Consider the following 24,922-nt stretch of genomic DNA (forward strand, 5'->3'; position numbering starts at 1 on the left):
AAAGTTTTGACCGAAGCGAATTTAATAAAGCAAACGCATGCAGTATCTACAAATTCCGCCACCCGCTGAGCTTCAGCCATACATTAGGCACTTCTGGGTGTTGGAAGGAGATACGACCAGCCAGGTGCGGTCTTTCAGGACCCTGGCGGATGGCACGCCCGGTTTTATTTTTCAGAACAAAGAAAAAGGTATCCTCTACCAATTCGATAAACAACTCCCTGCCTCCTTCCTGTACGGCCAGGCTACGAAAGCCGCCGCTATTCACATCGATGGGGAGTTTGATACCATAGGAATATTTTTCCAGCCATATGGCCTGAAAGCCATTTTCGGGATCGATGCCCAGGAACTGACAGACGACTGCATGGAACTGAACCCGTATTTTTCAGCAGTAGGAGATATGTTGTCGGCCGTTCTGCAACGCGAGCCTACAACGGAGATGCGTATACGTAAACTGGTTGCTTTTATCAGCGAACAGGCAAACCGTCAAGCCAGGAACCAGGACAGCGCTATCATTTACGCAGCCCAACAGATCTGGAAACATAGCGGGAACCTGGGGCTGGCAGACCTCCGCTCAGAATTGTTCCTTACAGAACGCAGTTTTGAAAGGAAGTTTAAACAATACGTAGGGCTCTCGCCAAAACTGTTTTCCAGGATCGTGAAATTTCAATCCAGCCTTCAGAGCCTCCGCACCGCCAGTTTCGAAAAACTTTCCGATATCGCGTATCGGCACCAATACGCAGACCAATCCCATTTCATCAGGAATTTCAGGGAGTTTGCAGGTTGTTCTCCTCTCCAGTTGCAACAGCTCCGGGAGAAGGTAATGGACAGCAGTGTTACCGTCATCCTTTAGGACCTTTTTCTCTTATTTTGTCGATTTTGTTCAATTTTTAGCTTCCGGGCCGTGATAATTTTGTTTCAAAATAATTTAACTATGAAACGGATTATCATATTCGGCGCTACCGGCGGAACCGGTTTGGAACTCCTGAAACAGGCATTGCAACAGGGCTTCGAGGTTACTGCATATGTGCGGGACCCTTCCAAACTGCCTGTAACCAATCCGCATTTAACTGTAGTAAAAGGAGATATACTGGATGCGGGGGCAGTGCAGAACGCCCTCAAAGGCCAGGACGCTGTTTTCTGTACATTAGGCGCGCCTGCGAATAAAACGGGCGTCATCCGTTCACAGGGCAGCCTCAATATCATTAAAGGGATGCAGGCAAACGGGATTAAACGGCTTATCTGTCAAACTTCTTTAGGCTACGGCGATGGTAAAGCGGCGCTGAAACAAACGTCTTTCATCTTCAAAAACATTATCGTTCCATTCCTTCTGAAAAAAGCATTTGAAGATCATGCTATCCAGGAAGAGCACATTAAACACAGCGGGTTGGAATGGACCATTATCAGGCCGGGAAACCTTACAGACGGGGCGCTTACAGGCAGTTACCAGCATGGAGAGGAACTGCATAAGAAAAAAATAGCGGTGAAAGTAAGCAGGGCGGATGTTGCACATTTTATGTTGCAGGAACTGCATAATCCGGGATATTTATACAGGACACCGGGTATTTCCTATTAAATTCTCACATCATGACATCATTTAGTTCAATAGTCGCTATCGTTACGGCGGGGCTGATAGCCGGGCTGTTCTTCGGGTTCAGCACCGCCATAAATCCTGCGTTCCTGAAATTAGACAACCTGGCTTATATCAAAGCCATGCAGGGTATCAACGAACGTATCCTGAACCCCGTGTTCCTGTCTTGCTTCGTATTGCCATGTATCTTATTGCCGCTCTCGGCCTGGCTGCATTTCAAAGCGGGAGCCGGTTTGGGAGGAATATTGTTCGCAGTTGCTGCGTTGATCTACATTATCGGGGTATTTGGATTGACGGCAGTAGTAAATGTGCCATTAAATAACCAGCTGGCTGCGTATAATACGGGGGCGATGACAGGAGAACAACTTGCTGTTGCCAGGGATCATTTTGCCATTCCCTGGAACCAGACGCATACCTGGAGAACTGTTTTATCGGTGATCTGCTTTGCAATAAGCGTGGTAGCCCTTTACATCGGCAAATCCAGGTAAAACAGTTCTCAATAAGAAAGATTACCGCGATTGCCTGTTTTCCCAGATCTCTTTAATAACAGTCTCGTCATTCATCCCATCCGGGCAATTGGCAGAACGGGTATTGGCCCTATACTTCACCCGCGGTTTTTTATAACCCAATGTCACTATCCTTGTAACGGGCATCTGCAAATGCCCGTTAGGATCATGTTCGGTCACCCATTTGTCGGCATACCGGAGCCAGTTGTGCCGGTATTCTTCAGGTTGCTGGTAGAACCAACTGATCTCGTCAAAGCCCCATGGGTAAATAGTTGTTGTATCCGGTACGCCCGGGTGATTGCTGACACCGAAATTGTCTAACTCTACGAGATAGGGCAATGATGCCGCTTTCCAACCACTGGGGGAAATGCAGCCTTTGCTGCGTCCGAAGAGCGCATCTGTAAAACCCATTTCCAGTATGCCTTCCTGGGGTTTCCCCGGAACAGATTTAATGCGAAGAGGGAAGGAATTAAAATCCAGCAGGCTTTTGCCTTTGTACAACATGCCGCCCGACGGCGTATGCGCATCCAGCAGCACCCAGTGGCTCCTGGTATGCGCGCCTGCGTATTTACGCAACCGGGCAATGAATGCCGCCCAATGGTCGAGGTTTGGGTCTTCCATCCCAATGAGCGCGATCTGGCCCAGGTGCAGCGCTTCACAGCCAACATTCATATAAGTGCCTGCCAGGAACATGAACCACAGCTGCGTTTCGGGCCTGGTAATATCCGGCACACTGTTTCCCTTGCTCCAATGGTCGACCAGTTTTCCTTTCAGGTTCAACATGCTGTCGTAGTTGAAATTCCGTTGTTCAACGGGCATGTCCAGCGCTTGAAAGGCCCAACCGGGGATGGGTACCTGGTTTACCTGGTGGCTGATCTGTTCAAACAAAGCGGCCTGAAAGATAACTTCCGGGTCGTTTTTCCGTACTTCATCCGCCAGCGCTTTTGCTTTCTGCAGGAAATCGGGATTAGCCAGTACGGCTTCGCCGCCCCACCTGTAAATAGCGCGGCCAATGAATTTAGCGCCTATGTTTTTAATTAACCGGATATCGTCTTCCTTATTAGGATAAGGCGCATCGCTGGCATACGGGTCAACAGACAGGAACTCTGTCATGGTAACCGCATGATCCAGGTAGTATTCCAGGTTTTTACGTGAGATCCCTTTTTTACCGGGCAAATGTTGGGCGTTCGCTAACATGACGCCAAAGAGGAAGAAAGCCAGCACGAAGATTGCCGGACGCTGAGTGATAATTCGCATTTCGTGGAAAATATTTTTTCGAAAGATAGATTTTTTGACCGGCTATCGATAAAATTTGGGATAAAGGTCGATGGACGCGTGATGAAAGGAAACAGAGAAATTCTTTATCTTCACAAATCGGCTTACAGTTATGAGCACAACAGATGTAATCATTATCGGCGGGGGGCTTGCGGGCCTGACAAGTGCTATCCATTTAACGAAAGCGGGGTTGAAGGTCATTGTAATTGAAAAGAGCCGTTATCCTTCTCATAAAGTATGCGGGGAATATATTTCCAACGAGGTGTTACCCTATTTACAGTGGCTGAACATAGATCCAGCTCCTTTACAACCGGCCAGTATCTCCAGGTTATTGCTTTCAGATCACCAGGGAAAAACGCTGACAGCCCAATTGCCGCTCGGCGGTTTCGGGATCAGCAGGTATGCATTCGATCATTTCCTGATGGAGCGGTTTTTGGCGCAGGGAGGTGAATTGATCAATGATGCGGTGACCGATGTGCGGATGGAGAACGACAGGATGTATGTGCAAACCAGGGAACGGGGCGTGTTTGTTGCGCCGCTGGCAGTAGGAGCTTATGGTAAACGCGCATCGCTGGATGTAAAGCTCTCGCGGGGTTTTGTTCAGCAAAGATCGCCCTGGCTGGCCGTTAAGGCGCATTATAAGGGAGATTTCCCGGCAGATACCGTGAGCCTGCATAATTTCAGGGGAGGGTATTGCGGGGTGTCGACTGTTGAAGGAGGGATCATCAATATTTGTTACCTCGTGCATTACGATAGTTTTAAAAAATACCAGGATATCGAAACGCATCAGCAGGAAGTGGTATACGGAAATCCTTTCCTGAAAGAGGTTTTGACCAACAGTACTTTAATATTCGAAAAGCGCCTGGCTATCAGCCAGATCTCTTTTGCCAGGAAAGAAAAAGTATTTGATCATATACTGATGGCAGGCGATACCGCGGGGTTGATCCACCCGCTTTGCGGAAATGGCATGGCAATGGCTATTCATAGCGGGCAAATAGTTTCCAGGAACATCCTGGATTATTTTTTTACTTATAAAAAAGATCGCAGGCGACTGGAAACTACGTATATACATGACTGGGAGAAAGCGTTCAGCCGCAGGCTGAGGATGGGAAGGGTTTTATCTGCCTGCTTTCAGCACGAGCAGCTGGCCGTATCCATGATGAAGGGGCTTACCTGCTTTCCCCGGTTGCTTCCAAAGATCATTAAAATGACGCACGGAAAACCATTAACATGTGGATAGACACGACGTACAGAAGTAGGGAAACGGAGATCATGGACGATTTTAATATGGAAGGACCCATGTTAAAAGAGACCCTGGTAAAGATAGACCAGATCAACCGCCGGTTAGGCGGCAATGACGTGACAATAAACGGGGTGTTGCAGCTGCTCAGGGAGCTGCCGGCAGATCAGATGGTGACAATTATGGACGCGGGATGTGGAAGCGGGGAAATGCTGAGACAGTTGGCAGATACGGCAAAAAAGATCAACCGCCGGTTCAGGTTAATAGGGGTTGACGCTAATGCTACGACCATCGGGTTTGCAAAAGAGTTATCGGTATCCTATCCTGATATTGAGTATTATTGTGAAGATATTATGTCGGAGTGGTTTGAAAAACAGGAGTCCGACATAATACTGGGGACACTTACCCTGCATCATTTCCCGGAAGAGGAAGTAAAGACCTTACTGCGTCTTTTTCTCCGGCAGGCCAGGGTAGGGATTGTGATCAACGATCTGCAAAGAAGTGCGCTGGCTTACCGTTTATTCAGCCTGTTGTGCATTGTTTTCAACTGGAACCGGATGGTAAGAACAGATGGTAAGATTTCAATATTGAGAGGATTTAAGAAAAAAGAATTAGAACAACTGGCTGCCTCATTGCAGATTAATCATTACTCTGTTAAATGGAAATGGGCGTTCCGGTATCAATGGATAATAAAGAACTTATGAGCGTAAAAATTCAAGCTGTCGCAAAAGCCTTACCGCCCTATACCAGAACTACGCAAGAGATACTTCCTTTTTTGGATCTTTGGTTATCCGGCCAGGAAGACCGTTTTGTAAGGAAGGTAAAGAAGATATTTGAAAATGCGGGAGTAGACAGACGTTATTCGATCATGGGACCGGAGGAGGTTTTTACCAAAACATCGTTTGAAGAGAAGAATAATATTTATATAAAAGAGGGTACCAGGTTAGGACGTCAATGCCTGGAAGCAGCGCTGGAAAAAGCATCGCTGCGCCCTACAGATATTGATTTTATTATTACCGTTAGTTGTACCGGTATCATGATCCCTTCGATGGATGCTTACCTGATCAATGAGTTGCAGATGAAACAGGATATAGTGCGTTTACCCGTTACCGAGATGGGTTGCGCAGCTGGCGTATCAGGTATGCTCTATGCAAAAAAAATGCTGGCGGCCAATCCCAATAAACGGGCGGCGGTAATAGCGGTGGAATCGCCTACCGCAACCTTCCAGCTGGACGACTATTCGATGCCGAATATTGTGAGCGCAGCGATCTTCGGAGACGGAGCCGCCTGCGCTATCCTGAGTTCTTATGATACAGATAAAGGGCCGGAAATACTGGAAGAGGAAATGTATCACTTCTATGATGCGGATCACCTGATGGGTTTCCAGCTCACGAACGGCGGTTTAAAAATGGTGCTGGACGTGGAAGTGCCGGAGAAGATAGAAGCGCATTTCGGGGATATCGTACATCCTTTCCTTGCCAAACACCAACTTTCGATCGAAGATATAGATCACCTGATCTTTCACCCGGGAGGAAGGAAGATCATCAACCTGGTAGAATCGTTGTTTGTGTCTATGGGCAAACAGCTGGACGATACGAAGGAGGTGCTACGGCAATATGGAAATATGTCGAGTGCTACTGTGTTGTATGTACTGGAAAGATTTTTGGACCAGGAGATACCTGCGGGGAAAAAAGGACTGATGCTGAGCTTTGGACCTGGATTTTCAGCACAAAGAATTTTGTTACAATGGTAAAAATATTCGAAGGCTCCTGGGCCGTGGTGTTGGGAGGCAGCAGCGGGTTGGGTTTGGCGGCGATACAAAAGCTGGCAAGGCATGGCATGAATATCTGTGTTGTTCATCGTAATACACGGGTAGAGTTGCCGGCCATACAAGCGGCGTTTGAAGCGGTCAGGCAGGAGGGTGTGGAGCTGATCTCCTTTAACGTGGATGTTTTGAATGCGGCGCAGCGGGATGAAGTATTGCAGGCGCTTCAAACAGCCATCGGTACAGGAAAGGTAAGGTGCCTGCTGCATAGCATTGCCAGGGGAAACCTGAAGGAGATCCCCCAGCTGCAGCGGGAGGATATTGATATTACGTTGCAATATATGGCTACCAGTTTATACGACTGGGCGGCAGCATTGCTGAAATCAGGATTATTTGCAGCGGATGCGAGGATCATTGCATTTACAAGTGATGGCAGTTATAAAGCTATCCCGAACTATGCGGCGGTATCGGCGGCCAAAGCTGCGCTGGAAGCGATTGTCAGGAGCCTGGCCCTGGAAATGGCGCCCTATGGGATAAGAGCCAATTGCATAAGGGCGGGTGTTACAGATACGGCGGCGTTGCGGCGGATCCCCGGCAGCGATACGTTGCTGGAGTATAGCAAAGAGAGGAATCCTTTTGGCAGGACCACTACGCCCGAAGATGTAGCCAATGTTGTGTACCTATTATGTTGCGATGAAGCGGCCTGGATCAATGGAACCATTATACCGGTAGACGGAGGAACACATTTACAGTAAAGGATTATGACTAAAGAAGAAGTACTGACATACCTGCCTTACAGCCATCCTTTTCTATTCGTGGAGCGGCTGGAGTATATAGATGAAGAGAAAGTGACAGGTTATTATACTTTGCATGCCGACCATTATTTTTACCAGGGCCATTTTGTTAACAACCCGGTGACGCCGGGTGTTATATTAACGGAGATAATGGCGCAGATAGGCCTGGCCTGCCTGGGTATTTACCTGGTAAGAGATACTATTGCAACAATGCAGCCGGCAATTGCGATGACTTCTTCAGAAGTGAATTTTTACCATCCGGTTTTACCGGGAGAAACGGTGAAAGTAACAGCGGAAAAAGTTTATTTCCGCTTTGGTAAATTAAAATGCAAAACTTCCCTTTGGAGTAATGAACGGTTGATTTGTGACGGGGTATTATCGGGGATGATCAGACAAAAGACAGTATGAGTAACAGAGTAGTGATAACAGGACTGGGCGTGGTATCGCCCAACGGCGTTGGGATACCTGCGTTCAGAACGGCTATTCAGCAAGGAGTTTCAGGGATCAGGTTTGAAGAGCAGCTGGCGGCGCTGAATTTTTCGTGCCAGATTGCAGGTAAGCCGGAGGTAAGCCAGGAAATATTAACAGCTTATTTCAATGAACTGGAATTAAAGCAACTGACCAGTTCAGGAATTATATACGGCATTATCGCCGGGCTGGAAGCCTGGCAGGATGCGGGTTTAAGCATTGGCGATGAAAACGGCGATCCCGATTGGGATAGTGGAACGATATTCGGAACAGGGACATCAGGAGTTGAAAAATTCAGGGAATCTGTTTATAAAGTAGATGAAGGGCAGGTGCGTCGTTTAGGCAGCAGCGTTGTACCGCAGACAATGGCCAGTGGGGTGAGCGCTTACCTGGCGGGAAAACTGGGGTTGGGCAACCAGGTGACTACCAATTCCTCTGCCTGTACCACCGGCGCCGAAAGCCTGTTGCTGGCCTACGAACGTATTAAGAACGGCCAGGCTGTTCGCATGCTGGCGGGAGCCACGAGCGACAGCAGTCCTTATATCTGGGGAGGTTTCGACGCCCTGAAAGTATGTACCTATAAATTCAACGCAACGCCTGAAAAAGGTTCCAGGCCCCTCAGCGCATCTGCCAGCGGTATAGTGCCGGGAAGCGGGGCGGGGGCGTTGTTGCTGGAATCGCTGGAGGCGGCGCTGGAACGCGGCGCCAATATCTACGCAGAGGTTTTGGGTGGTAACATTAATGCAGGCGGGCAGCGGAACGGGGGAACCATGACGGCGCCAAACAGCAAAGCAGTGCAGCATTGCATAACCGCGGCTCTTGCAAATGCCGGCGTAAACGGCGCAGATATCGACCTTGTTAATGGCCATCTTACAGCTACGGGAAAGGATGCGGAAGAAGTGATGAACTGGAGCAAAGCATTGGGAGTGGAAGGAGAACGCTTCCCTTATCTTAATGCGCTGAAATCGATGACCGGCCACTGTTTGAGCGCTTCCGGCAGCATTGAGCTGGTGGCATCGGCGTTGCAGATCAAAGAAGGGTTTATTTTCCCTAATATCAATTGCGAAGACCTGCATCCGGAAGTAACGGCGTTGGTTGATCCGCAAAGAATTCCCCGGACCCTATTACATAAAAGCATAAATTTATTGGCAAAAGCGAGTTTTGGTTTCGGCGATGTGAACGCCTGTGTTATTTTGAAAAAATACCTGCAATCTTAAAGTTACCAGCAATGGAAACATCCGTGTTTATCGAACAAATCAGAGAAATAGTAAAGCCTTACGCAAAGAATACAGAAGCACTGGCTAACTTAAATACATCTACAGACTTTATTAATGATCTCAAGATCAATTCTGCCAACCTGGTAGATGTAGTATTGGATGTTGAAGAGAAGTATGATATTGTTATCCAGAATGAAGAAATGGAGAAGATGTTGAATGTACAGGCTGCACTGGATATTGTAACTGCCAAGTTAAAAGAAAAATGATAGGCAACGACATCGTTGACCTCCAGGCGGCAGCTGCAGAAAGCCGCATTACCAGGAAAGGGTTCCTGGACAAACTTTTCCTGCCTGCCGAAAAAAAACTGGTACAGGATGCCGGCAACCCGGTATTGATAACCTGGCTTCTGTGGAGCTGCAAAGAAGCTGTTTATAAGATCGTTAACCGGCAAACGGGCGACAGGCGTTATACGCCGCATCATTATACCGTGCAGGTAGAGGGGATGAATGACGAGGACGCCTGGGGATCTGTCGTACATGCTAACATGGCTTACCCTTTCCGTACTTGTTTTACCAGCCAGGCTGTTCATACCTATGCGGCCAGCTCTATCGCCCTGCTTAAGCAGCTAACACCTCTCGCCGGCTGCTTTCAAACCCCTTCCTTCACCGCGTTGTTGCAGCAAAACGGCAGGTTGCCTTTACTCGAAAAACTATACAAAGACCCGTCCGGCATTCCATGGATCCGCGATCCTCATACCGGTGAAATGAGCCCCATATCTCTTAGCCATCATGGTAATTACACAGGCATCCTATTGCCTCCCGGTTTTTGATTTGTATGTATGTTCATACAAATGAGAAAATAATACCAGTTTCAGGTAAAATAACATCTGAATGGTATAATTTATTCCCCGATCTTTATAACAGCTATAGTAACATCTGACAGGGGATTTCCCAGACGCGGGAGAAGTGAACACGCGAATTCTAATCTAAATCAAACCCATGTTCCATCGTTATGTAGGACCAGCAATCTGTGGTTTGTTTTTTATGCTGGCTTGTAACAACAATAACACAGCTTCAGAACAGTTAGCAGAAAAACTACCGGATTCAGTCGACTATAATTTTCATATCAGGCCGATACTTTCGGATAAATGCTTTGCCTGTCATGGCCCTGATGCCAACAAGCGGGAAGCGGGTTTGCGCCTGGATATAGGCGACAGCGCCTATAAAGCATTGAAGGAGTCGCCCGACGCACATGCCATTGTACCCGGCAATCCCAAGGCCTCTGTTCTATACCAGCGCATCACATCTACCGACAGTACGATGCGGATGCCGCCCGTGAGTTCCAACATTACTTTAACTGCCCACGAGATCAGCCTGATAGAGAAATGGATCAGGCAGGGCGCTAAATATAAGCCTCACTGGGCCTTTGTGCCGCCGGTAAAGCCTGCATTGCCGAAGGTTGCCGACCAGCAATGGGGGTATAATGAAATTGACAGGTTCGTGCTGGCGAAGATGGAAGAAAAAGGGCTGCAGCCTAACGGGCAGGCAGATCATGAACGCCTGCTGAAAAGATTATGTCTTGACCTGACAGGCCTGCCTCCGTCTATTGACCGGATGCAGCGGTTTGCCGCCGATACCAGCAACCAGGGTTATGAAAAGATGGTAGACGAGTTGTTGAAAGACAGCGCCTACGGAGAAAAGATGGCCATTCACTGGATGGACGTTGCCCGGTATGCCGACTCACATGGCTACCAGGACGACAACTATCGCAGCATGTGGCCCTGGAGGGATTGGGTAATCCACGCATTCAACGGGAATCTTTCCTATAAAGATTTTGTGACCTGGCAACTGGCGGGCGATATGATCCCCAACGGTACCAGGGAACAATTACTGGCATCAGGTTTCAACCGCAATCATAAGATCACGGAAGAAGGAGGAGTGATAGATGAAGAATACCGCGTAGAATATGTAACAGACCGCACAAATACCTTTGGCAAAAGCCTCCTGGGTATTACCATCGAGTGTGCGCATTGTCATGATCACAAATACGATCCATTTTCACAGAAAGAATATTACGAGCTGTTTGCCTTCTTCAATAATGTAAGGGAAGTAGGGCTTGAATCTACAGTAGGCGGCCCCAATACCTATGCAAAGACGCCGTTGATGGAGATCACGAAAGAAGACCTGCAAGGCGTGCTGCATTTCATCAACAAACAGGATTCAGCTAAGCTCATCGTGTCGGTAATGGGAGAGCGCGACAGTGTTAAAAAAACGTATGTGCTTGGCCGTGGGAACTACGATAATCCCACTGTTGAAGTGCATCCTGAAACGCCTAAAGCCATCTTATCATTTGATCCGGGCCGCTATCCGCCTAACAGGTTAGGACTGGCGAACTGGTTGTTTGATCCCCGTAACCCTTTAACTGCAAGGGTTTTTGTAAACCAGCAATGGCAGGAGATCTTCGGGCGGGGTATCGTTAAGAGCACGGGCGATTTCGGGATGCAGGGCGATCTGCCTTCCAACCCCGAATTGCTGGATTGGCTGGCCGTTGATTTCATGCAACACGGATGGGATATCAAACGCCTGGTTAAACAAATGGTAATGTCGGCCACTTACAGGCAATCGGCTGTGGCAACGCCTGAAAAACTGAAAGCAGATCCTGAGAATATTTATCTGTCCAGGGGCCCAAGATTCAGGCTGCCGGCCGAACTGGTGCGCGACCTGGTACTGGAAAGCAGCGGCCTGCTGGTACATACCATCGGCGGTCCCAGCGTGAAACCTTATCAACCCAAGGGGCTTTGGGAAATGGCTACATCAGGAAGAGGGATACTGGCCAGTTATAAGCAGGACCATGGCGAAAGCCTTTATAGACGAGGATTATACACTTTCATTAAAAGAACGGTGCCCCCTCCGTCGATGATGTTGTTCGACGCCAGTAACAGGGACCAGTGCGAGGTGAAAAGAGTGAACACCAATACCCCGTTACAGGCCTTGATCATGCTCAATGACCCGACAGTGCTGGAGGCGTCGAGGGTTTTGGCTGCGAAGCTCATTAAACAGAACAATAATGTTGCAGATAATATAAAGCAGGCTTTCAGGTTAATTGTTTGCAGGCAGCCGGCCGAAAAAGAGCTGGCTATCCTGCAGCAGTATTATGCAAAGCAACAGCAATTATACCAGCAGCAACCTACCGTAGCTGTGAAACTATTAAAACAGGGCGAATACCCGATGGCTACAGGGCTTGATAATGCGTCATGGGCCGCCATGATGCAGGTGATCACCACTATTTACAACCTGGAGGAAACCCTCTCAAAAACCTGACAATGAAAAATGAATTCTTAGAACATCATCTGAATATGAACCGCCGCAAGTTCCTGTCGAACCTCAGCATTGGGGTAGGCAGCCTGGCGTTGGGTTCCCTGCTCATTCCTGATATTTTCAGCAAGGGTACAGATGAATTGGCATTTACACCCGGCGTACCTCATTTTGCGCCTAAAGCCAAAAGGATCATTTACCTCTTTCAGAATGGCGCCCCTTCCCAGTTGGAGAGCTTCGACTATAAACCCAAGCTGAGAGAGATGATGGGACAGGAATTGCCCCCTTCTATCCGGAACGGACAGCGGCTGACGGGCATGACCTCCGGACAGTCGTCTTTCCCGCTGGTAGGTTCGTACTACGACTTTAAGCAATACGGCGCTTCCAGGGCCTGGATCAGCGACCTGTTCCCGCATACCGCCAGTATTGTAGACGACATCTGCATCGTAAGATCCATGTATACAGAAGCGATCAACCACGATCCGGCGCTTACCTTTTTCCAGACAGGAGCCCAGCAGGGAAACCGCGCCAGCTTCGGCTCGTGGATGAGCTACGGCTTAGGCAGCGAGAATAAGAACCTACCGGCTTTTTGCGTGTTGTTATCGCGGGGTAAAGGAAACGGCCAGGGGGTGTACAGCAAGTTATGGTCTAACGGCTTTTTAGACAGCATTCACCAGGGCGTACAGTTCAGCAGTGGGGAAAGCCCGGTGCTGTACCTCAATAATCCCGAAGGCATGGATATGGCTAACAGGCGGCAGATGCTGGACCAGCTGGCAGCCTTAAACGAACAATCGTATAAAGAGTTTGGCGATCCGGAGATCAGCACTAAGATACAGCAGTATGAGATGGCCTACAGGATGCAGACAGCCGTACCTGAACTAACCGATCTTTCGAAAGAACCGGACGATATTGTAAAACTCTACGGACCGGAATGCCTTGTTCCCGGTACATTTGCGGCCAATTGCCTGCTGGCCAGGAAGCTTTCTGAAAGCGGTGTGCGCTTTATCCAGTTATATCACCAGGGCTGGGATCAGCATGGCAACCTGCCGAACGAAATGGCGGGCCAGGCAAAAGATGTGGACAGGGCTTCCGCGGCACTGATCACCGATCTCAAACAACGGGGACTGCTCGATGAAACACTGGTGATCTGGGGAGGAGAATTCGGGCGTACCAATTACTGCCAGGGCAAGATACAGGCAGATAATTACGGGCGGGATCACCATCCCCGCTGCTTCTCCATCTGGATGGCGGGAGGCGGAGTGAAACCCGGGATCGTATATGGAGAAACAGACGAATTCGGGTATAACATTATCAAAGACCCGGTGCATGTGCATGACTTTCATGCCACCGTTCTGCACCTGATGGGGCTGGATCACGAGAAATTAACTTATAAACACCAGGGCCGCCGCTACAGGCTTACAGATGTAGCCGGAAAAGTGCTGCCCGGTTTAATGGCGTAATAATAAACTATTATCATAATGGAAAGAAGGAAATTCATACAGGCTTCAGCGTTAGTAACAGCATCATTTTATATTTCGCGCGATCTGTTCGCGAAGCCTAAAGGACCGGTATACGGGCATAATAATAAAAAGTATGTCCTGGATACAAAGTGGGGAACACTTGATAGTAGCAGGTACCCGGTAAAAGACTGCCATGAAATGGTGCAGGACAAAAAGGGCAGGATCATTTTGCTGACAAATGAAACAAAGAACAACATCCTTATCTACAATACCTCCGGTAAATTATTGGAAAACTGGGGACATGAATTTCCCGGCGCCCACGGCCTGACCCTCTGGAACGAGAACGGCACGGAGTATTTATTTATCACAGATACGGAAAAGCACCAGGTATACAAGACCACCATGGATGGCAAGGTGTTGCTGACAATAGACTATCCTGCAGAATCGGGAGTTTATAAAAAGAAAGAAGAGTTTGTACCAACAGAAACAACGATAGCGCCGAACGGCGATATTTTCGTTGCCGATGGCTACGGCGCACAGTATGTACTGCATTACGACAGCAAAGGGAAACTGCTCAATTTCTTCGGAGGCCGGGGAGAAGGCACGGAACACCTGGATAATGCACATGGTATTTGCGTAGATTACCGCAAAGCAGATCCGACCCTCATTGTGACGGATAGAACAAGGAATTGTTTTAAACGGTTTTCTATGGACGGAAAACTGATGGAAGTGATTTCGACGCCCGGGGCTTGTGTTTGCCGGCCTGTGATAAAAGGACAATACCTGTATGCCGCCGTATTGCGTTCGCCGAATATGGATGCCAACGCCAGTGGGTTTGTAACGATCCTGGATAAGGATAATAAAGTAGTATCCAACATTGGCGGTACCGCGCCTACCTATGTGAACGGTGCATTGCAGCCAATGCAGCAGGCGGAGAAAATATTTGTACATCCTCACGACGTATGTGTAGACAGCGATGAAAACCTGTACGTTGCCCAGTGGGCTTCAGGTAAAGTTTACCCATATAAATTGAAGAGAGTCTAATGAACGAACCGACAGGTAAATGGTACCGTGTTGGCGGCAGTATCCTGCTTGCCGCCAATACCTTCGTACTTTTTTTGGTATGTTTCAGCAATAGCATCGTATTGCCGCCCTGGTTGCAGGTAGTTGGCCGGATGCATCCTTTACTGTTACACTTTCCTATAGTTATTTTATTGCTGGCGGCGTTGATAGCGTTTATACGGCCGCGTGATCCCGCCTTGCAGAAATGGAAACATGTGGCAATCCGCGTATTGCTGCTTACAGGCGCGTTGCTGACCGCCTTTACCGTAATTATGGGGATTTTCCTTTCTAAAGAAGCGGGCTACGATGAAGCCGGTTTGCAATGGCATAAATGGGGAGGAGTGATATTGCTTTGGCTGGTATCGGCGCTCTATGTACTAACCCGCAGGCAGTTGGAAGATCAGTGGTGGATGAAAGGCGGTATGTTGCTGGTAACGTTGCTGTTATTAGTTACCGGGCATTTAGGAGCGGATATCACCCATGGGGCTAACTTTGTTTTAGCGCCGGTAACGCCGCAACAGCCTAAACTGGTGCCATTGGAAAAGGCGGAAGTCTATACCGACCTGGTGCAACCTATACTGGAAGAGAAGTGTATGGGTTGCCATAACGCAGGTAAAGCAAAAGGCGGGCTGGTACTGGAACATCCTGCACAACTGTTGAAAGGAGGGAAGAACGGCAAAGCAATAGTGGCCGGGCATCCCGATCAAAGCCTGATCTATGCGCGGTTGCTGCTGCCGCCCGACGATAAGAAGCATATGCCGCCTGCCGGCAAACCGCAACTCAACGAAAAGGAAACTGCATTACTTTATCATTGGATCAAATCAGGAGCATCCTTTAACCTTAAAGCAATCGCCCTGCCGATGGATGATAGCTTGCGGATGGCGGCAGCCAGCCTGTTGCAGGCGCCGGCAAGCGAACCGGTATATGATTTTGCGCCGGCAGACGAAAAGCTCGTACAGCAACTCAATAACAACTACCGGGTAATTTACCCTATTGCCCAGCATGCAGCGCCTTTGGTGGTAAACTGTTATAACAAAGACCAGTTCAATTCCAAAACGATCGAAGAGCTGTTGCCTTTAAAAAAGCAGATCATTGAAATGCACCTGCAAAAGATGCCGGTTGAAGACAAGGATCTGAAGTTACTGGCATCGTTTAAAGAGTTAAGGGTATTGAATCTGAATTTCACGAATATCAAGGGGCAAACATTGGCCGAACTGGCTTCCCTGCCTAAATTGGAACGTTTGTCGTTGTCCGGAACGCCTGTGACCCTTGCTGCTTTGCAGGCATTGAAAAGCGCTAAAGCGTTAAAGGAACTTTATCTCTGGAACAGTGGCTTAGCAGCCGGTGATTTTGAGAAATTGCAGAAGCAGTTGCCTCAAACCGCCATCGTAAAAGGGTTTATCGAAGACGGGTCACATCCCCTGAAATTAAACCAGCCTATACTGGCATCTACCGACCTGGTGTTCAAAGATAAAATGCAGGTCTGCCTCCGGCACCCGGTAAAAGGAGTGGCTATTCATTATACCCTGGATGGCACAGCCCCGGATACTGTTAATTCGCCGGTCTTGAAAGATAGTGTAGAGATCAGCCGGAATACTGTAGTAAGGGCTGTTGCTACCAAGAATGGCTGGTATGCCAGCGACCCTGTGCAATTTGCTTTCTCCAGAACAACCTATATCCCCGACAGCGTGGTTTTGATCACCACGCCCGATGGCAGCTATGCCGGTAGCGGAGCGCTCACCCTGAACGATAAACAGCGCGGAGGCGCAGAACAGGGGAACGGCAAATGGCTGGGCTATTACAAAGATCCTTTGGCAGCCTTGCTGATATACAAAACTCCCGTTCCTGTATCGCAGGTCTGCGTAGGCATACTGAGTAACGTAAACGGATATATTTTCCCGCCATCAAAAATTGAAATTTACGGAGGCCAGGACCCCAAACACCTGAAACTGCTGAAAAAAGTAATACCCGCACCGGGAAAGAAAGATGATCCTTCTATGTCGATGGATGTAAAATGCGATTTCCCTGCTACCAATGTAAGTTGCCTGAAGGTAGTGCTCACAGGGTTGGAAAAGATCCCTGACTGGCATCCGGGCAAAGGAGGCCGGGGTTGGGTGTTTGCAGATGAACTGATGATCAATTGACCTGAAATTGCCGGGGAGAAGATGTTTTTTACCCGGGAAAATATAATTTCAGATAAGAAGAAGGTAATACGGTAGCGGCAGATACCGTAATTTTGGCCTGGTAATAACGATCATAATGAAATCACTCCCTAAGTTATTGGCTATTTGTGGCAGCACCCGGCAGGCTTCTTCCAATCATCAACTTATTAATGCAGTCAAAACGCTGGCAGAAGGAATATTCGAGATAACTGACGCCATGCCGTTGGTTAACATCCCGCATTTCAATCCCGATGAAGATATGGACCCAGAACAGGCTCCGGCGCCGGTAAAGGCGTTCAGGGAACAGTTGGAGGCGGCAGATGCAGTGCTGATCAGCACTCCCGAATATGCAATTGGAGTGCCCGGCACCCTTAAGAACGCCATCGACTGGACCGTTTCTTCCATGCACTTTTCTTCAAAACCCGTAGCGCTGATAACAGCAGGAACCTCCGGATATAAAGCCCACCAATCATTACTGGGAACGTTGCTGATCATAGAATCGCGGATAACAGAAGCAACGCAGCTGGTTATCCCCGCGGTTAAGACCAAAATAAACAGCCAGGGAATTATCACAGATGAACTAACGTTGAACAACGTACGTAAACTGGTTAATTCGCTGGCTGATATAACAGCGGGGAAAGAAGTTACCTTGCTTCCTTCCCCGGGTTTGAGATAGGTTTACAGTTGAACTGCGAACTTATTGGTTTCGGTAATACCTTTCCAGTTATCTGTTCTGAACGGAGCAGCTGGGAAACCTTCCTGGTTGAAGAGGTTATCTTCCAGGTTATTGTCTGCCCATCCGAAACGAACGGCAACAGGGCTGGCTACTTCATCTGAATAAACAACTACTTTATTGCCATCCAGGTATGCTTTCGCATAATGGAACTGCTGGTCGGCCCCTGCTACTTCAAAACCGCGGATATAGCCGTATTTATCGTTTACTTTTAACCCGCCGCCGACGTTGGTATAAGTGATGGTTACCTTATTGCCGTTAACGGCCATCGACTGGTAGGTTGGACCTGCGCTTACCTGCGCCATTTTATAAGTATCGTTAAGCGCAATGGCTGCCAGTCGTTTACCCACATCCTGTTTATTGCGCGGGTGAATGTCTGTAGGCTCACCGATGTCGGTGATCACCGCCATTCCTGTATTAGGCAGCTGCAAAGTGAGGGTTTGCGCTTCTCTTAACTCTGCCCAGGAGCTTCCCACTTTACTGTTGCCGTTGCTGGCGTTGAAAGATGCCAGTTGCACAAAGTAGAAAGGAAAATCGCCCTGTTTCCATAGTTTTCTCCAGTCCTGGATCATTAACGGGAAAGACTGGCGATATTCATAAGCCCTGCCTGCGTTGGTTTCGCCCTGGTACCAGATAGCGCCTTTGATGCCCAGTTGGAGGATAGGGTGGATCATGGCGTTATAGAGGAGGCATGGGTAACTGTTGGGTCCGAGGCTGGAAGCGCCTGGCGAAACTGCGGCAACCTGGAATCCCCATTCGCCGGCCAGTGGCTGTTTGCGGCCGTTTATTTCCAGGAACAGGTCATCTTTCTGGCCATATACGCCGCCATTCCCTGCATTGTCAGTTACTTTTATGGCAATTACATTTTCGCCGGCCTTTAATATGCCTGCCGGTACTTTATAGACCCGCTGTGCGCTGTAATCGTTGGTGCTGCCTACCTGTACGCCATTGATATAGGTAACGTCGTTATCGTCAATAGCGCCCAGGCTCAGGGTTGCTCCCTTACCTGCATCTTCTGCCGGAATGTTAACGGTTTTACGATACCATACCACGCCGTCGAAATCTTTCAGTTGTTTGGTTTCCCAGTAGCCAGGCAGGCTCATTTTAGGCCAGCTCTGATCATTCAGGCCGGCATCTTTAAAAGCGGCTGCTGTAGTAGCGTCAGGGAGTTTTCCCTGCAGGGTTGTAATCTTCCGGATAAGCTTGTCCCTGATCGCTCCATTGAGCGAGTCGAGGTTCAGCACAGGAGTCCGTTTCATCAGCTCGCTGAATGTGCTGCTGTTAGCCATGCCTTCCCGGCTGATCCAGGTTTCTACCATGGTGCCGCCCCACGAAGTATGGACAAGGCCAATAGGTACATGCAGTTGCTCATTCAAGGCTTTGGCAAAGAAATAGCCTACGGCGGTAAATTCGCCGGTATTGTCGGGCGACGCCGGTTTCCAGGCGCTTGGCTTTACATCATCTTTAGGCGTTGCGGAAACATCTTTCGGCAGGTAAAAATGGCGGATGTTCGGGTTAGCCGACTGGGCGATCTCGTTAGTAGCATTGAACACCCTGCTTACCGGCCATTCCATATTGGATTGACCGCTGCATATCCAAACATCTCCCATTACGATATCGTGCAGCGTAATGCTGTTATTCCCTTTTACAGTGAGGGTATAAGAACCGCTGCCAGCGGCTACCGGAGCCAGTTCTACTTTCCATTGACCATTTTTATCGGCTTTCACCGTTTTTGTCTGGTTATTGAACTGAACGGTGACTTTTTCATTTTTATCGGCCCATCCCCATACCGGGATAGGTTTATCGCGTTGCAATACCATGTTATCGCCGAAGATATTCGGGAGGCGTACATTGGCAAAGGCCGCAGCCTGCAGCAGGCTGGCGGATAATAAAAGAACTGTTTTCTTCATGTCGTGGACGATTTGAGCATGTCATAAATGTAATAAAGACAATCTTAAAATTATATACATCAAATACTAAATAATGTAAAAGGGAAGGAGCAGGGCGGTTCTACCTTTGTAAAAAAGAAAGAAGATGGCTACAACCCTATCAATACAACCGAAAGTTGCAAATAGTCAGAAGATCATAAAAGAAACATTCCCGGTGCTGGAAATGACCTGCGCCGCCTGTGCGGTAAGCGTCGAATCAATGCTCCAGGCTGTGCCTGGCGTAAAGGCTGCCGGGGTGAACTTTGCCAACCAAACCGCCTGGGTCGAATACAGCCCCCAGTTGGTCACTCCCGAGATGTTGCAGGGCGCTATCAGGAGCATTGGTTACGACCTGCTGATCAATAAAGAGAACCAGGAAGAAGAACAGGCGGCGGCACAACAACAGCATTACAGGAAGATCAAACAACGAACTATCTGGTCGGCTATCCTGGCGGCGCCGGTAATGATCATCGGTATGTTCTTCATGGATATGCCTTATGGTAATTTTATCATGATGGCACTGTCTGCGCCGGTAGTATTCTTCCTGGGCCGTTCGTTCTTCATCAACGCCTGGAAACAGGCCCGGCATGGCAAAGCCAATATGGATACCCTGGTAGCTTTAAGTACAGGTATTGCCTGGGTGTTCAGCGCTTTCAATACGCTGTACCCTGAGTTCTGGCACCAGCGCGGATTGCATGCGCATGTTTATTTTGAAGCGGCGGCAGTAGTGATCGCCTTTATCTCGCTTGGCAAGTTGCTGGAAGAAAGAGCTAAATCCAATACTTCTTCAGCCATTAAGAAATTAATAGGACTGCAGCCGAAAACGGTGATGAGGATCAACCAGGATGGCCAGCCTGAAGAGGTATCCATTTCGTTGGTACAAGCCCGTGATATACTGATGGTTAAACCCGGCGACAAGATCCCGGTAGACGGCGAGGTAGTGGAAGGGCAATCGTATGTTGATGAAAGCATGATCACCGGCGAACCCCTGCCGGTATCAAAAGCTGCCGGTGCAAAAGTATTTGCCGGAACCATTAACCAGAAAGGCAGCTTCAGGTTTGAAGCTGAAAAAGTAGGGGCAGATACCCTGTTGGCGCAGATCATTAAAATGGTGCAGGAAGCGCAGGGCAGTAAAGCGCCTGTACAAAAGCTGGTAGACAAGATTGCCGGCATCTTTGTACCCATTGTTATTGGCATATCTATACTCACTTTCCTTGCCTGGATTATATGGGGCGGCAACAATGCCTTTACCCATGCATTACTGGCGGCAGTAACCGTGCTGGTGATCGCCTGCCCATGCGCCCTGGGCCTTGCTACTCCAACAGCTATTATGGTTGGAATAGGCAAAGGTGCAGAAAACAATATGCTGATCAGGGATGCAGAGAGCCTGGAGTTAGCATATAAAGTAAATGCTTTAATACTTGATAAAACAGGCACTATTACAGAAGGCAAGCCGGAAGTAACGAATATCCATTGGCTGAAAGAAGACGGTGTTGCGGCCGGGGTATTGTATGCGATCGAACACCAGTCGGAACATCCGCTGGCGAATGCGGTAGTAGCATACTTCAGGGATGCAGATAAAAGAATAAGCCTTGAACATTTCGACAGTGTTACCGGCCAGGGAGCCGTTGGCATGTATAAAGGACAGCGATACCTGGTAGGTAATGAAGCGTTGATGAACGCTAACAAAGTGGCGTTGCCGGCCCAGGTATCAGCAACTGTACAAAGCTGGCAGGCTAGCGCTCAAACAGTTATCTTCTATGCCCGTGAAAAAGAACTGCTGGCCGTCATAGGTATAGCAGATAAAGTAAAACCAGGTTCAGCGGCGGCTATTAAAGCATTGCAGCAAAGCGGCATAGAAGTATATATGCTGACAGGCGATAATGAACACACAGCAGCGGCAGTGGCGTCGCAAACCGGTATTAGACAATACAAGGCGGAGGTAATACCTTCAGGGAAAGCGGAGTTTGTGAAAACCCTGCAGGCGGCAGGCAAAGTAGTGGCAATGGCAGGCGACGGGATCAACGACTCACAAGCCCTTGCACAGGCAGATGTGAGTATAGCGATGGGTAAAGGAACAGATATTGCCATTGATGTGGCCAAGATCACACTCATCACTTCCGATCTGAACAGCATCCCGAAAGTGTTGAAACTTTCTGCAAAAACAGTGAGCACAATTAAACAAAATCTCTTCTGGGCGTTTATATATAACATCATCGGGATACCGATTGCGGCAGGCATCCTGTACCCGGTTAACGGGTTCCTGTTGGATCCTATGATCGCCGGCGCTGCAATGGCACTGAGTTCTGTAAGTGTGGTAAGCAATAGCCTCCGGTTAAAAACGGCGAAACTATAAAGTGATAATTATATAAAAGGTTATATGAATTGTATAACAGCCGCCCCTCGTTATCATACTACTTTTACATCATCAAACTAAAACATTAAATAAAATGGAAGCAAAATTCAAAACGAATATCAAATGCTCAGGATGTATTGCAACAGTAACGCCGGTATTGAATGAACTGGTAGGACCAGATAACTGGCAGGTAGACCTGCAGAGCCCTGATAAAATACTGACCGTTAAAAAGGTTGAAGATAAAAGCGAAGTACGGAATGCTATAGAAAAAGCTGGATTTAAAGCGATTGATATAGCGTAATCTTTTAAAATATTTTTTATGAAGAAGATAATGTTTGCACTATTGGCAATGGTAACGGCGCTCTTACAAACAGCAGGAGCGCAGAACAGGAATGTATCTCCCCAGTTATCGCCTATCCTGACCCAGTATTACAGTGTTAAAGAAGCGCTGACAAACAACGATGCCGCCGCGGCGGCAGCCCGGTCAGGCAAGCTGGCGAAAACGATCCAGGATATTACTATCAGCGCTTTGCCTGCTGCAGAACAGGCAGCCTTTGAGCCGTTGTCTGGCAAGTTGCTGACTTCTGCGCAAACCATTGCCGGCGCCAATGATTTAAACAAACAACGGGACGCGTTTAAAACATTGTCAGACGATCTTACCATCCTGGTTAAAGCAGTGCCATTATCCGCCGGCCCTGTTTACCAGCAATACTGCCCCATGAAAAAGGCTTATTGGTTAAGTGATAACAATACGATAAAAAATCCGTATTACGGCAAGCAGATGTTGACCTGCGGAAAGGTTACAGGTACTATTGAATAGATTTAGTTAGATCGAATGAAAGCATTATTTCTGTATATCGCCTTTATGAGCCTGTGCAGCACGGTTGTTGCGCAGGCTTCTTTAACCGGGAACCAACCTAAGGTTGTAAGATATGATCTGTATGTTGGCGATACCATGGTTAACTACTCCGGCAAAACAAGACATGCGCTGGCTGTTAACGGAACCACGCCCGGCCCTACACTTTATTTCACGGAAGGCGATACCGCCGAAATCCATGTGCATAATACCCTCCGCGAAGAAACATCCATTCACTGGCATGGCATCATACTGCCTAACCAGTACGACGGCGTACCTTATTTAACCACTCAACCTATTAAAGCGGGGAAAACGCACATATTCAGGTTCCCCGTAGTACAGCACGGCACTTATTGGTATCATAGTCATACCATGTTGCAGGAGCAAAGCGGGCTGCATGGCGCTATCGTGATGCGCAAAAGAGGCGAGGAGCCGAAGAATGAATATACCTTACTGCTGAGCGACTGGACGGACCTGCACCCTCATACCGTGAACCGTTACCTGCATAACGCGAACGACTGGTTCGCCATTAAAAAAGGCTCTGTACAGAGTTATGCCGAGGCAGCAAAAACCAACCATTTTAAAACGAAACTGACGAACGAGTGGAAGCGCATGAACGCTATGGATGTAAGCGATGTTTATTACGAACGCTTCCTCTCCAATGGCCAGGTAACGGACAGTCAGCCACAATTTAAAGCCGGCGATAGCGTACATCTGCGCATAGTTAACGGCAGCGCCTCTACGTATTTCTGGCTGCGCTATTCCGGCGGTAAGATCACCGTTATTGCCAACGATGGGGCCGATGTACAGCCCGTGGTAGTAGACCGGCTGCTGATAGGCGTTTCCGAAACCTATGACCTGGTGGTACCCGTACCTGAAAATATGCAGTACGAATTTATGGCTACAGCGGAAGACAGGACAAGGTCTACTTCCCTGTGGCTGGGGCAAGGCATGAAAATGCCGGTAGGCGAACTCCCCAAGCTGAAGTATTTCGAAGGGATGAAGATGATGAATGATATGATGAAGATGAACGGGGACCTGGATACCAGCACAGGAATGCAGATGTCTAACCAGGTAATGGATATGAATACCGTTATGTATCCCGAACTGGACGCTCCGCCCGCTAATGATCACAGCCGGCATGGCCGGATGAAAGGCATGGACATGAATAACAGCGGCGATATTGTTACCCTGAACTACGGCATGCTGAAAGCGCCTGAAAAAACAACATTGCCAGACGGCCCGGTTAAGCTTTTGAATTTTGAACTAACGGGTAATATGAACCGTTATGTATGGAGTATCAACAACAAAACTGTTTCAGAAACAGACAAGATACTTATTAAGAAAGGGGAAATAGTGAGGATGGTGATCTTCAACAATACCATGATGCGGCATCCTATGCACCTGCACGGGCACTTTTTCAGGGTGCTGAACGGCCAGGGCGATTATTCGCCGCTGAAAACGGTGTTGGACATCATGCCGATGGAAGTAGATACGATCGAATTTAAGGCGACAGAGAGCGGCGACTGGTTTTTCCACTGCCATATTTTATACCATATGATGAGCGGAATGGGACGGGTGTTCAGTTATGAAGACTCGCCGCCTAACCCTGAAGTGCCTGACCCGCGGATGGCTTACAGGATGTTGAAGAAAGATGACAGGATGCTGCATGTGATGGGAAGGGTAGGACTGGAAAGCAACGGCAGCGACGGAGAACTGATTGTTGCCAATACCAGGTATCGTTTGTCTACCGAATGGAGAGTGGGCTTAAACGCAGATCATGGCTATGAATCGGAAAGCCATTTCGGGCGGTATTTCGGGAAGATGCAATGGTTGTTCCCATACATCGGTTGGGATGTCAGGTACCGGCGCATGAGAGAGGCCGAGAAGAACCTTTTTGGGCAAACCAATACAAAAGATTACAGGCAGGTGTTCCATGTCGGGCTTGAATATACGTTGCCCATGCTGATCATTGCAGATGCTTCGGTAGATACAGATGGAAGGATAAGAGTGCAGTTAAGCAGGGAGGATGTACCGGTGACAAGGAGGTTGAGATTTAACTTCATGGTGAATACAGACAAGGAATACATGGCCGGTTTCAGGTATATCGTTACCAGGCGCCTGGCAATTTCAACACATTATGATAGTGATATGGGATATGGAGCGGGAATAACATTAAGCTATTAAAATCCAGGACT

22 protein-coding genes are annotated in these 24,922 nt (G+C 48.4%); 20 read left to right on the forward strand and 2 right to left on the reverse strand.

Features of this window, described 5'->3' with window-relative positions; genetic code table 11:
* Nucleotides 1–37: 37 nt before the first annotated feature.
* The 3 genes from BLV62_RS05660 to BLV62_RS05670 all read left to right on the forward strand — a co-directional run bounded on the left by BLV62_RS05660 (nt 38) and on the right by BLV62_RS05670 (nt 2,076).
* A complete protein-coding gene (locus BLV62_RS05660) occupies nt 38–850 on the forward strand; it encodes a helix-turn-helix transcriptional regulator (RefSeq protein WP_089759581.1) in 813 nt (270 codons plus the stop codon).
* A gap of 81 nt (nt 851–931) precedes the next feature.
* Nucleotides 932–1,573: an NAD(P)-dependent oxidoreductase gene (locus tag BLV62_RS05665; RefSeq protein ID WP_089759583.1), complete on the forward strand. Its 642-nt coding sequence runs from the start codon at nt 932–934 to the stop codon at nt 1,571–1,573.
* Between the two features lie 11 nt (nt 1,574–1,584).
* Nucleotides 1,585–2,076: an anthrone oxygenase family protein gene (locus BLV62_RS05670; protein ID WP_089759584.1), complete on the forward strand. Its 492-nt coding sequence runs from the start codon at nt 1,585–1,587 to the stop codon at nt 2,074–2,076.
* Nucleotides 2,077–2,097: 21 nt separating this feature from the next.
* On the opposite strand, the gene BLV62_RS05675 is transcribed toward BLV62_RS05670, so the two are convergent.
* Nucleotides 2,098–3,351: a hypothetical protein gene (locus tag BLV62_RS05675; RefSeq protein WP_211117670.1), complete on the reverse strand. Its 1,254-nt coding sequence runs from the start codon at nt 3,349–3,351 to the stop codon at nt 2,098–2,100.
* 130 nt (nt 3,352–3,481) lie between these two features.
* Here BLV62_RS05675 and BLV62_RS05680 point away from each other — a divergent pair, with 130 nt between their 5' ends.
* The 13 genes from BLV62_RS05680 (at nt 3,482) to BLV62_RS05740 (ending at nt 17,527) form a co-directional block, all read left to right on the forward strand.
* Nucleotides 3,482–4,609, forward strand: a complete 1,128-nt coding sequence (locus BLV62_RS05680; protein WP_089759586.1) for an NAD(P)/FAD-dependent oxidoreductase — start codon at nt 3,482–3,484, stop codon at nt 4,607–4,609.
* On the forward strand, nt 4,600–5,313 hold the full coding sequence (locus tag BLV62_RS05685) for a methyltransferase domain-containing protein (RefSeq protein WP_089759588.1): 714 nt from the start codon (nt 4,600–4,602) through the stop codon (nt 5,311–5,313). Before BLV62_RS05680 ends, BLV62_RS05685 begins: the two co-directional genes overlap by 10 nt.
* Nucleotides 5,310–6,362 carry a type III polyketide synthase gene (locus BLV62_RS05690; RefSeq protein ID WP_089759886.1) on the forward strand — a complete coding sequence of 351 codons (1,053 nt, stop codon included), beginning with the start codon at nt 5,310–5,312 and terminating at the stop codon, nt 6,360–6,362. Before BLV62_RS05685 ends, BLV62_RS05690 begins: the two co-directional genes overlap by 4 nt.
* A complete protein-coding gene (locus BLV62_RS05695) occupies nt 6,356–7,129 on the forward strand; it encodes an SDR family oxidoreductase (protein WP_089759590.1) in 774 nt (257 codons plus the stop codon). The genes BLV62_RS05690 and BLV62_RS05695 overlap by 7 nt, the downstream gene beginning before the upstream one ends.
* A gap of 6 nt (nt 7,130–7,135) precedes the next feature.
* Nucleotides 7,136–7,576: a 3-hydroxyacyl-ACP dehydratase FabZ family protein gene (locus BLV62_RS05700; RefSeq protein ID WP_089759592.1), complete on the forward strand. Its 441-nt coding sequence runs from the start codon at nt 7,136–7,138 to the stop codon at nt 7,574–7,576.
* Nucleotides 7,573–8,853 carry a beta-ketoacyl-[acyl-carrier-protein] synthase family protein gene (locus tag BLV62_RS05705; RefSeq protein WP_089759594.1) on the forward strand — a complete coding sequence of 427 codons (1,281 nt, stop codon included), beginning with the start codon at nt 7,573–7,575 and terminating at the stop codon, nt 8,851–8,853. Before BLV62_RS05700 ends, BLV62_RS05705 begins: the two co-directional genes overlap by 4 nt.
* A gap of 11 nt (nt 8,854–8,864) precedes the next feature.
* Nucleotides 8,865–9,119 carry an acyl carrier protein gene (locus BLV62_RS05710; protein ID WP_089759596.1) on the forward strand — a complete coding sequence of 85 codons (255 nt, stop codon included), beginning with the start codon at nt 8,865–8,867 and terminating at the stop codon, nt 9,117–9,119.
* Nucleotides 9,116–9,682 carry a 4'-phosphopantetheinyl transferase family protein gene (locus tag BLV62_RS05715; RefSeq protein WP_089759598.1) on the forward strand — a complete coding sequence of 189 codons (567 nt, stop codon included), beginning with the start codon at nt 9,116–9,118 and terminating at the stop codon, nt 9,680–9,682. Before BLV62_RS05710 ends, BLV62_RS05715 begins: the two co-directional genes overlap by 4 nt.
* Before the next feature lie 169 nt (nt 9,683–9,851).
* Nucleotides 9,852–12,173, forward strand: a complete 2,322-nt coding sequence (locus BLV62_RS05720) for a PSD1 and planctomycete cytochrome C domain-containing protein (RefSeq protein WP_089759600.1) — start codon at nt 9,852–9,854, stop codon at nt 12,171–12,173.
* 2 nt (nt 12,174–12,175) lie between these two features.
* A complete protein-coding gene (locus BLV62_RS05725) occupies nt 12,176–13,627 on the forward strand; it encodes a DUF1501 domain-containing protein (RefSeq protein WP_089759601.1) in 1,452 nt (483 codons plus the stop codon).
* An 18-nt stretch (nt 13,628–13,645) separates the two neighbouring features.
* Nucleotides 13,646–14,671 (forward strand): NHL repeat-containing protein, encoded by a 1,026-nt coding sequence (locus BLV62_RS05730; RefSeq protein WP_089759603.1) that lies wholly within the window; start codon nt 13,646–13,648, stop codon nt 14,669–14,671.
* Nucleotides 14,671–16,833, forward strand: a complete 2,163-nt coding sequence (locus BLV62_RS05735; protein WP_089759605.1) for a c-type cytochrome domain-containing protein — start codon at nt 14,671–14,673, stop codon at nt 16,831–16,833. The genes BLV62_RS05730 and BLV62_RS05735 overlap by 1 nt, the downstream gene beginning before the upstream one ends.
* Nucleotides 16,834–16,948: 115 nt before the next feature.
* Nucleotides 16,949–17,527: an NADPH-dependent FMN reductase gene (locus BLV62_RS05740; RefSeq protein ID WP_089759607.1), complete on the forward strand. Its 579-nt coding sequence runs from the start codon at nt 16,949–16,951 to the stop codon at nt 17,525–17,527.
* Nucleotides 17,528–17,529: 2 nt separating this feature from the next.
* Here the strand turns inward: BLV62_RS05740 and BLV62_RS05745 are convergent, their stop codons facing one another.
* Nucleotides 17,530–19,494 (reverse strand): sialate O-acetylesterase, encoded by a 1,965-nt coding sequence (locus tag BLV62_RS05745; RefSeq protein ID WP_089759609.1) that lies wholly within the window; start codon nt 19,492–19,494, stop codon nt 17,530–17,532.
* Between the two features lie 124 nt (nt 19,495–19,618).
* On the opposite strand from BLV62_RS05745, the gene BLV62_RS05750 reads away from it, so the two are divergent.
* The 4 genes from BLV62_RS05750 (at nt 19,619) to BLV62_RS05765 (ending at nt 24,911) form a co-directional block, all read left to right on the forward strand.
* Entirely contained in the window at nt 19,619–21,868 is a 2,250-nt protein-coding gene (locus BLV62_RS05750) for a heavy metal translocating P-type ATPase (RefSeq protein WP_089759611.1), read from the forward strand.
* Between the two features lie 94 nt (nt 21,869–21,962).
* Nucleotides 21,963–22,169, forward strand: a complete 207-nt coding sequence (locus tag BLV62_RS05755) for a heavy-metal-associated domain-containing protein (RefSeq protein WP_089759613.1) — start codon at nt 21,963–21,965, stop codon at nt 22,167–22,169.
* Between the two features lie 18 nt (nt 22,170–22,187).
* On the forward strand, nt 22,188–22,688 hold the full coding sequence (locus tag BLV62_RS05760; protein WP_089759615.1) for a DUF3347 domain-containing protein: 501 nt from the start codon (nt 22,188–22,190) through the stop codon (nt 22,686–22,688).
* A 15-nt stretch (nt 22,689–22,703) separates the two neighbouring features.
* A complete protein-coding gene (locus BLV62_RS05765) occupies nt 22,704–24,911 on the forward strand; it encodes a multicopper oxidase domain-containing protein (RefSeq protein ID WP_089759617.1) in 2,208 nt (735 codons plus the stop codon).
* The last annotated feature ends 11 nt before the right edge of the window (nt 24,912–24,922 follow it).

Source organism: Chitinophaga terrae (ex Kim and Jung 2007) (assembly GCF_900107795.1).
Classification (GTDB): domain Bacteria; phylum Bacteroidota; class Bacteroidia; order Chitinophagales; family Chitinophagaceae; genus Chitinophaga; species Chitinophaga terrae.